Genomic DNA, 6,085 nt, shown 5'->3' on the forward strand with positions numbered 1-6,085 from the left:
TTGTTGAGCTTTAACCTCTTCTTTTTCTAGCTGCTTTTCGGTTTTTTCTTTTAGGCCTTTTTTAATTTCTTCGTCGTTGTCTATTTTGTTTTGTGCCTGTATTCGGTCATATTTGCCCATTATGCTTTTCGTCTGTTGGGCTATGTCTTTGATAAGCTCTACCGTTTCGATTTTGTCGAGCTCTTTTTGTTTGTCAAATATCGGTTTTAGTGAGTTATTCGCATGCTCCGTATCTCGGCTTAAATCATTAATATCCTGTTGTTGTTTGTCTTTGTTGCGGATGATAAGTTGACCTTGCTCTACCGCTGAGTGGGTGATGCTTGAGTCTTTTTCACTGTTTTGATATGCCGCTGGTGCACCTGCGCCACCCGTGCCGCCACTGACCGAGATATGGCTAACATTAAATTCCGCTTTGTTTTTGATGTCACTAAAGCTGATTGTGCCCGTATCAAGGCGGTTTTTGTTGGTGTCTTCGGCTTCCGAGGAGATGACCGCCCCTTTTAGGTCGGTGTTGTTGCCTACCTTGATGTCAAAGCCACCTTTGCCAGCAAAAATACCCGATTGGTCGGTGACACTTGCCCATTTGCTGTCCATTTTGGTGCTTGATAGTGAGCCGTTGGCACTAAAGCCACCAAAGCCAGCACTGCCACTTACTGAGGCGCTGAGTTTGTCGTAATCATAGCCGTCGGTGTCTTGTAGTGATTGGATGTTTAAGTTGTTACCCACATCCATGTTGACGGTGTTGCCTTTTAGTTGGCCGCCTATGATGTTGGTGTCGTTGCCCGTTTTGATGGTGAGTTTGTTTTTGGCATCAATCACGCTTTCTGTCCATGCACTGCCGTCCGCATTTTCTCGCTCTCGGCTAAAGTTGGCATTGCCTTTAAAGCGGAAGTTAGAGGATAGTTACAACTTCGTTTTGTAAAAATAATTCAGGAGTCTATACCGTTTTGTTTGGTTTGTTTTGGTTGGATTTGATTTTGTGCCATGAAGAATTATAAAAATTTGGTGACAGGATTAACTGCCACCTCTAACTGGAAAAAACACAAAATATAGGGTGGGGTCTAAAAATCAGACCATTCCGAGTATTCAATATCTTCAGGCGTTAACTCTTCAAAGCCATCTTCTGTTAACATTGCATTAAAATTTTTCAAAGTATTTTTTAAAGCCTCTTCAACCGTATCACCACTTCCTAAACCATTCTCTGGATATCTATCAAATTTACGCTTTATAGCCAAATCAGTCATACCTGTGTATCGCCTTGAGGAACTTTCATAAATTTTAATTTTCATTTTTGCGTACGGTAAAATGGGCATCCAAATAACAAATTCAGCAACACTTTTTTCAATTTTTACTACATTATCAATAATTAAATCATGCCACATATTTAATTTCCTTTATTGTTTACCAAATGAGATAATTTTATCACCTAGTTTATCAATATATCGCCCATTTTTGTAATACCTAATAACACCCGGAGTCGGTGAATTAATTTTTACTTTTTTAGCACCTTTTAGATTCTGGGAAAACACTCTAGCTTTATGTAAATATTCATCAGGGGTTAAAGCACCAACTTCTTTACCATGCTTATCAAAATGATATTTTAATGATTTTTCTGGAGAATCAAATGTGCCTTTATCCCAAGAATTATTAATATCTTTACGATTTTGTTGGTTACCACTAGACGACTTTGACTTATTATCTACTTTGGATTTATCATCGTCATCATCAGGCGGTAATCCTGGGGCTCCTCCAGCAGCAACACTTCCAGAGCCTGCAATATTATTACTGTTTAAGGAGCCATCAACGGTTTTATTGTTGTCATTTAAAACATAATCCACCAGTTTGTCTGTTAGATAATCACTATAACCAATAGCACCCAATGATAAGTTTATTTTATCATTCATGTCATCAATTATGTTAGCAAGTTTATCCAGATCTATATCTGATGCACTTAATGAAATCCCGACTGTTCCTGCTGCATAAATTAGCTGTTCTGTTGCCCATGTTCGACAAGTGGCATTTTTTATACAAATTTTGCCACCTTGCTTTAATGAAGATTTTGCAATTTGAGCTACATAGTTATTCTCAACCGCATTTTTCCCCGCAGCAATCCCCGTATTCACATCTTGGATATCTCCACCAGATGCTGCGATGGCAAGACCTGTAGCTAGTTGGGATAGTGCGCTGATTTTTTGTCGCTCTTCTTGCGATAACTCTGTTATTGCTTTATCCGGATATAAAATGCCCGCTATGACTTCAGCACTACGTTCACTCGCTGCTGCCCCTAAACCTCCCACTAAGGCTGAGTTGCCTTGTAGCTCAGCAACTACTGCGCCCAGTATAGCATGGCTAATTGTGTTGGCGACGGTGTTTCCTTCTGTCTGTTGTTTGATTATGGTGGCTATCTTCGGTGCTAATGCCCCCGCAACAGCCCCTGTCATGTCGCCCGTGATTAGCCCATTAATAATGTTAACCGCCATTTCAACGCCTTGACGGGTGTCACTGCCCATCGCTGACATCCCTTCGTTCATCGCATTGTTGTAGGCCTTTTCATAGATTTTCTGTTCCTGCTCGTCGGTTAAAACAAGGCCTTGCTCTTTTGCTTTTTTTTGCTCTTCTTTTAGCTTTTTGTTCGCTGCAGATTCTGCGCTTATGCGGTCGATATGATTGAGCATGGTTAAGGCTTCACCGCCAATCTCACTCACTAAGTGTGTTTGGTCTATGATGTCTTGCTCTTTTTCTTTGTTAAAGATGTGTTTCAGTTCGTTATTCGCCTGCTCAGTATCTCGACTTAAGCCATCGATATTCTGTTTTTGTTCATCCTTATTGCGAATTATAATCGTGCCTTCCGATACCGCAGATTGCGTCGTCGAGTTTGCCTTCTCTGACTTATTACGACTGGTTGGCATCGATGGCATGCCACTGGAGCTAATGCCAGCACTGCTGCTACTGACTTTATAGTCCGCTTTGTTTTCGATATCACTAAAGCTTATTGTGCCCGTATCAAGGCGGTTTTTGCTCGGGTCTTCGGCTTCCGAGGAGATGACTGCCCCTTTTAGGTCGGTGTTGTTGCCTACCTTAATGTCAAAGCCACCTTTACCGGCAAAAATACCCGATTGGTCGGTGACACTTGCCCATTTACTGTCCATTTTGGTGCTTGATAGTGAGCCGTTGGCACTAAAGCCACCAAAACCACCACTGCCACTGACCGAGGCGCTGAGTTTGTCGTAATCATAGTCGTCGGTGTCTTGCAGTGATTGGAGGTTTAAGTTGTTGCCCACATCCATGTTGACGGTGTTGCCTTTTAGTTGGCCGCCTATGATGTTAGTGTCGTTGCCGGTTTTGATGGTGAGTTTGTTTTTGGCATCAATCACGCTTTCTGTCCAAGCACTATCGTCCGCATTTTCTCGCTCTCGGCTAAAGTTGGCATTGCCTTTAAAGCGGAAGTTAGAGGATAATTACAACCAATTTTGTAAAAATAATTCAGGAGTCTATACCGTTTGTTTTGTTTTTTTGTTTGGTCTGTTTTATTTTGGGTTATTGTTGAGCTTGTTTTAGATTGTTTCTTGCCTTTTTATGAGATGTTGGTTTCAGCTCAGCGATATCTTGCCAAAGCTGAAAACCAATAAATCAAAAAAATATTCGCTATTTAGGAATTTTTCCTGTCCACCAAATCGGCTTTTCATCTGCTCCTAAGTTATCAAAAACAGATAGTGGGATATGTCCATAATCAACAACATAAGGCACTTCAGCCATACATACCATTACTGGTTCATACTCATAATCGGGTTCTGATTTAAAACCTTCATAATTTATCTTGGCAGATTCAACACAATAATGAAATGCGTAAAAGTAACGCTCAAAAATATCATATAAAGTTGATTTTGTTCTGTCTAAATCACTTTTGGCTTTACCTGAAAAAATAGGACCCCAATCAATGGCTTCTCTATCTAACTGTTTAAACTCTTGTTCAACCAATTTCATTAAAGATTCAGCCGTGTCTAGCTCTTCTAATTTTAAATATCGACGATAGAAACGGTCTGTTAAAATAGACCAATCTTCTTTAGGATATTTCGGCAGCAGGTAATATGAAATACAATCAAAAAATAGTTTCATATCACTGTCTGTGCCTAGAGCAAATACAGAACTTCCCCCACTAAAACCAGTATCTTTTGACATTATTCATTTACTCCTTATTCTTCTATAAATCTAATTTGTTCTCGTTTAATGATTCCATTGGATTTTCGAATGATTCCTTGTCTAATTTTGAACTCTAACGCTGGCGTTAAATGCTGCCCTCTAACATCTATCACAACATCTTGTCGCATACCATTTGGTAAATGTCTTTGTCGTTCAATGGCTTGTTTAGAAATATTATTAATCAGATTATCAGAATATTTTTCTATATCATAATTTTTCACTTCTATTGAGCAAGTTGTGCCATTACAAAAATCGGGTCTTACACTTCCTTTTGTGCCGTGAGGGACTTCTATACCATCTTTATAACTCACCTGACTTCTATAATCAGGAGGTAAGCTAGCACCAACATCTTTTTCTGATGTAGATGGATGTGGGCGGCCGTTGGTTGTTTTTCCTGTATTTGGCGATGGTACCTTCGTTTTTACACCATTTTCTAACGTGTAATAAGCACCATTATTAGTATATATTGGGTTACCTGCGGCATCAAATTTTCCTGTATGAGTATAAACGCCGCCTTTAGGCCCTATAATATTATTGCCTTGCTGAGTATAACCGTTAGGGAGTATGGGTTCTTTCCCTGCTTTTACTCTATTAATACCCTCACTTATTTGCTCTACTTCTTTAGCTGATAACTTTTGCCCTGTAGCTCTCGCTTTCCAGGCTAAATCACTAAAACCTTTTGCAGTAACGCCAGCTGTTGAAAGTGAAAATAACAATTCAGCATCTGATACTGACACGCCTAATATCTTAGCTAGTCCCTCGGCTGTTTGCGTATGATAAGTTTTGCCATAATAAACGGTCATTGCTCCCGTTATGCCATTATCAGCCATTGACCATGTTAGATATGCACTTGGTATACATCCCACCGCTGAGCTGCAACCTGGTAATAATGCGGCTGCTCCAAACCCATCGATAGCAGCAAACCCAATCTGAAGGACTCCTCCTGCTCGAGTGGTTATGCTGTATTCATTATCAATATTCTTTGTACCATCAAAAATACCATCAAAAAATGTATACTGAAATAACTTTTCATTTTTTTGATAAGGTATACCAAATATAGTTCTATTTTTTGTGTGTTCTTGAGCTTCAAGCATTTCTCTATATGCTTGTAACTCGTCACTACTGCCTAACTTTTCTAGTTCTCGGAGTACCGCTTTCTGCGGGTCATTATCAGCCAGTTCGGACGAACATTTAATTAGTGCACATGCTGCTGCTAGATAACGTAATTCTTCCTGCTTATCTCCTTTAGCCAATTTTCTAATTCGTTTATTCTCTCTACGCGTAGTTAAACGGTTATTCTCAACCGCATTCTTACTCGCAGCTATCGAAGCACCAACATCACCCATATCACCACCAACGCTGGCCGTGGCAAGGCCTGCTGCTAGTTGCGATAATGCGCTGATATTTTGTTTTTCTGCTTCGGTGAGACTGTTATTTTTTATGATTTTAAGCTTTCAAAAACACCGTTCCTCACTTTTTTTGGAATTTTGAGATGTATTGATTGGTGATGACATTGCCTTTGAAGCGTTAGTTAAAAGATAATTACAACTTCGTTTTGTAAAAATTATTCAGGAGTATATACCGTTTAGTTTGATTAAGATTCAATATTGGTTATTGTTTAGTATTTTGATATTAATGTTTTATTAGACTTTTGTTTTATTGGAATTATAGGATTTAGTGACGGTGTTAACCGTCACCTTTAACTTGCTAATATGTAAAATTCAAGATGGAATTAATCTAACTGGGCTGATAACGATTATCTTTAATAATATAAGGCTCCGCTATTTCATTCCATACCACCTGAGCCATTTTTTGCCATTCGGTTGGATTACTCTGCTTTGCAATATAATCCCTTATTAATTTTACAGATTGGTTAAATTGTTCC

General features: G+C 39.2%; 4 protein-coding genes and 3 pseudogenes. All 7 read right to left on the reverse strand.

Features of this window, described 5'->3' with window-relative positions:
• Positions 1-708: pseudogene (locus tag A9G47_RS10750) on the reverse strand (VENN motif pre-toxin domain-containing protein); the annotation flags it as partial.
• A pseudogene (locus A9G47_RS14680) lies at positions 685-882 on the reverse strand (hemagglutinin repeat-containing protein); the annotation flags it as partial. The pseudogenes A9G47_RS10750 and A9G47_RS14680, both read right to left, overlap by 24 nt.
• Before the next feature lie 179 nt (positions 883-1,061).
• Positions 1,062-1,382, reverse strand: a complete 321-nt coding sequence (locus A9G47_RS10755) for a hypothetical protein (protein ID WP_065580097.1) — start codon at positions 1,380-1,382, stop codon at positions 1,062-1,064.
• Positions 1,383-1,394: 12 nt separating this feature from the next.
• Positions 1,395-3,149: a VENN motif pre-toxin domain-containing protein gene (locus tag A9G47_RS14725; RefSeq protein ID WP_335340270.1), complete on the reverse strand. Its 1,755-nt coding sequence runs from the start codon at positions 3,147-3,149 to the stop codon at positions 1,395-1,397.
• Between the two features lie 87 nt (positions 3,150-3,236).
• Positions 3,237-3,437 (reverse strand): annotated as a pseudogene (locus tag A9G47_RS14690) (hemagglutinin repeat-containing protein); the annotation flags it as partial.
• 208 nt (positions 3,438-3,645) lie between these two features.
• Positions 3,646-4,179, reverse strand: a complete 534-nt coding sequence (locus A9G47_RS10765; RefSeq protein WP_065642861.1) for a hypothetical protein — start codon at positions 4,177-4,179, stop codon at positions 3,646-3,648.
• 14 nt (positions 4,180-4,193) lie between these two features.
• On the reverse strand, positions 4,194-5,645 hold the full coding sequence (locus A9G47_RS14510; protein WP_218057466.1) for a VENN motif pre-toxin domain-containing protein: 1,452 nt from the start codon (positions 5,643-5,645) through the stop codon (positions 4,194-4,196).
• Positions 5,646-6,085: the final 440 nt, after the last annotated feature.

Source organism: Gilliamella sp. WF3-4 (assembly GCF_001690275.1).
Classification (GTDB): Bacteria; Pseudomonadota; Gammaproteobacteria; order Enterobacterales; family Orbaceae; genus Gilliamella; species Gilliamella apicola_C.